The organism is Chryseobacterium sp. (assembly GCF_022712095.1).
Lineage (GTDB): Bacteria > Bacteroidota > Bacteroidia > Flavobacteriales > Weeksellaceae > Chryseobacterium.
Genome location: NZ_JALAHD010000278.1, coordinates 1 through 3,318 on the forward strand (window position 1 = coordinate 1; position 3,318 = coordinate 3,318).

Annotated in this window: 3 protein-coding genes; 2 read left to right on the forward strand and 1 reads right to left on the reverse strand. The window is 36.8% G+C overall.

Translation table 11 applies throughout. The annotated features are described in order from the left end of the window. Positions 1-77: 77 nt before the first annotated feature. On the forward strand, positions 78-1,628 hold the full coding sequence (locus Q0A18_RS14110; RefSeq protein WP_292010797.1) for a BspA family leucine-rich repeat surface protein: 1,551 nt from the start codon (positions 78-80) through the stop codon (positions 1,626-1,628). A 44-nt stretch (positions 1,629-1,672) separates the two neighbouring features. On the opposite strand, the gene purE is transcribed toward Q0A18_RS14110, so the two are convergent. After that, positions 1,673-2,176 carry a 5-(carboxyamino)imidazole ribonucleotide mutase gene (gene purE / locus Q0A18_RS14115; protein WP_292010798.1) on the reverse strand — a complete coding sequence of 168 codons (504 nt, stop codon included), beginning with the start codon at positions 2,174-2,176 and terminating at the stop codon, positions 1,673-1,675. 145 nt (positions 2,177-2,321) lie between these two features. Here purE and Q0A18_RS14120 point away from each other — a divergent pair, with 145 nt between their 5' ends. Next, entirely contained in the window at positions 2,322-3,224 is a 903-nt protein-coding gene (locus tag Q0A18_RS14120) for an EamA family transporter (protein ID WP_292010799.1), read from the forward strand. Positions 3,225-3,318: the final 94 nt, after the last annotated feature.

Below are 3,318 nucleotides of genomic sequence, written 5' to 3' on the forward strand. Positions count from 1 at the left end.
ATTATATACACATATTTAATATTAAATAATTGATTTTATTATTTTTTCAATATATTTAAACCAACAAATATTAATATATGTTGAAAAAACTTTTACCTTTTATTACATTTGCATTTATTTCACCCGTCACAAAAGCTCAAAATGAATTCACAACCATCTGGAAGCCTAATACGAACGTTTCCGCTCCGGTTACTGTCAACGCTCCATACGCAGCAGGAACTAACCATATCTGGTTTCCGGGTATTGGTACCAACTATACCATAAGCTGGGAAGAAGTAAATTATCCACAGCATAATGCGACACTATCCAATATAAGTTCAGCTAATCAATTCCTTATAGATTTTGGAACTCCACTCAATCCCAATCCCGCAGATGCTACTTATATTGTAAAAGTAAGTAATGGAAACGGAACATTTAATCAAATAAGATTTGGAATCCCTACTGTTGATCCTATAACCAACCTCATCACCTGGCAGATGTACGGAAGTGCAGATAAAATCACTGAAATATCACAATGGGGAAATATCCAATGGAATTCTATGAACAGTGCTTTTGCCAACTGTAAAATATTAGACATTACCGCTTCCGACACCCCTAACCTTTCGGTAGTTACAGATGCATCATTTATGCTTTATAACACCCACAGTCTTTCCGGAGGTCCCGCTTTCGGAAACTGGAACACTTCAAATATTAAGGATTTCAGCTATATGCTTTCCAATTACTCACTGGTTGCTTCCGATACATTCAATGCTCCCATAGGAACCTGGAACACCTCTTCCGCCGAAAGCTTCAGTCATATGCTTGAAGAAAGAAGGTTATTTAATCAGCCATTAAATGACTGGGATACATCTCATGTTACCAATATGGGCTGGATGTTCGCTAACTGTATGGCCTTCAATCAGCCGTTAAACAGCTGGAACACTTCTCAGGTAACTAATATGGAATATATGTTCCACTTTATCACTAATTTCAATCAGCCCCTGAACAACTGGGATATTTCCAACGTTACAAATATCTCACATATGTTCCACGCTGTACTTTCTTTTAACCAGCCTCTTGATGCATGGAATACCAGCAGTGTAACCAATATGAGTACAGTGTTTTCAAATGCCCATAGTTTCAATCAGTCTCTTGGAACCTGGAATTTACCTTCTTTAACCAATGCCTCTCTTGCTCTCCTGGATTCAGGAATAGATTGCAGCAATTACAGCAATACACTTAAAGGCTGGGCTGATAATCCTAATACAGCAAATAATATCAACTTAGGACATGTTACCCCTCTCACCTATTCAACAGATGTAACAGACAAAAGAAACATCCTTACCAACAATAAAGGATGGACTATTTTCAATGACACAGTAGGAGAATGCAATATATTGGGAGTATCCGAATCTCACTTGGCCGGTACCGCTCCATCAATTTACCCTAATCCTGCTGAGGAAACCATTTATATCAGAAATATTTCGAATGCAAAAAATTATATTATTCTGGATGCCAGCGGAAGAGTCATCACTAAAGATATTATAAGCGAAAACAGCATTAATATCCAGCCTCTGATTCGTGGTAATTATGTTTTACAAATAGTTTCTAAAGATAAAATACATTCTTTTAAATTTATAAAAAGATAAAAAAGGCTCACTGATACAGTGAGCCTTTTTTATTTCTAATTATCTTATTGATCGTACTGATTGGGGTGCTGAGACTTGATTGCATCAACAGTTCCTAATACTTTATCTTTCAAAGAATCCTGATATTGCTGTAGTTTTCCGGCAATTTCTTTATCAGCACTCCCCAATATCTTGGCTGCAAGAATTCCGGCATTTAAAGCTCCGTTTAAAGCTACAGTAGCTACAGGAATACCGCCTGGCATCTGAAGTATGGAAAGAACGGAATCCCATCCGTCAATGGAGTTACTCGATAAAATAGGAACTCCGATCACAGGAAGTGTAGTACAGCTTGCTACCATCCCTGGTAAATGTGCTGCTCCACCGGCACCTGCTACAATTACTTTCAAACCTCTCTCGTGTGCTGTTTTTGCATAATCGAACATTCTTTCGGGTGTCCGGTGCGCTGAAACTACTGTAAGTTCATAGGGAATATTCAAGCTCTTTAAAAAGTTCGCCGCCTGTTCCATGATTGGTAAGTCGCTCTGACTTCCCATTATAATTCCTACCATTTTCTAATTTTAATTATCGCTGTTCAAAGATAAAAATTTATACTGTCACTTTACCTCTCCTCTCCCATTTAATACTTTATTCTCTACTCAATGAATGTCTTGAATCACAATAAAAGAGATATATTTGTTTACTATTTCTACGATATTGAAAGATTACAAACTTATTTTTGCTGTTCTCACCGTTGCCATAGTATGGGGAACTACCTTCTTAGCCATCCGTATCGCTGTAGAAACTATCCCAGCATGGTTTGTAGCAGGTATTCGCCAGTTCATGGCATCTCTTATTATGCTCGTTGTACTTCTTTCAAGAAAGGAATTTAAATGGATTGGCTGGAATAATCTTAAATATCAGATCATTTTTTCCATCCTTATGCTGGTAATTGCTAACGGAATGACAACTGTTGCTGAAGAGACTGTATCCAGCAGCCTGGCTTCTCTGATCAGTGCGACCTCTCCTATTCTTGTTTTTCTGGGAAGTGTTGCAGTTGGATTACAGAAATTCAGTTTCCGGGCTTTAATAGGAGTTTTATTGTGTTTTAGCGGAATTCTTTTTATTTTTTGGGACGGGCTCAAAGATCTGATTAACCCTGAATACAGAATGGGAATGATCTTTTTATTCTGTGCCATCAGCGGTTGGGCATCAGGCACCATATTTACAAAAAAGCTAAACATTCAAAGTGGAAATATCTCTTTAAACCTCTTTTATCAGTTTCTTTTTGCAGGTGTATTGCAAATTATTTTCGCATTCTTATTTTCTGAGAATTATAATATGGGAAACTGGAGCTTAAAAAGTATTTCCGCCATGATTTATCTTGCAGTATTCGGTTCAGTAGCAGCTTTCTTTGCCTTTCATTATTCCTTGACTAAGCTGTCGCCGGTGAAAGTATCTATTCTTGCTTACATCAATACGATCATTGCTATTTTTCTGGGATGGCTGATTCTTGATGAAGAGATTTCTTTCAAATTTATCATCGCTGCCATATTGATTATCTGTGGGGTATTTATTATCAATTATAAACCGGGGATCATAAAGAAACAAAAAGACTAAAATAATATTCCCTTATTTCCAATCTTAATACCTACTTTTTCATTATTTATTCTTCCCAAATTTCATTTTTCCGTTTTTTATTCCTATATTTTTC

Bases quoted from the DNA above. Each gene is read 5' to 3' on its own strand.
- Q0A18_RS14110 (WP_292010797.1), top strand. From the start codon at position 78: ATGTTGAAAAAACTTTTACCTTTTATTACATTTGCATTTATTTCACCC.
- purE (WP_292010798.1), bottom strand. From the start codon at position 2,176: ATGGTAGGAATTATAATGGGAAGTCAGAGCGACTTACCAATCATGGAA.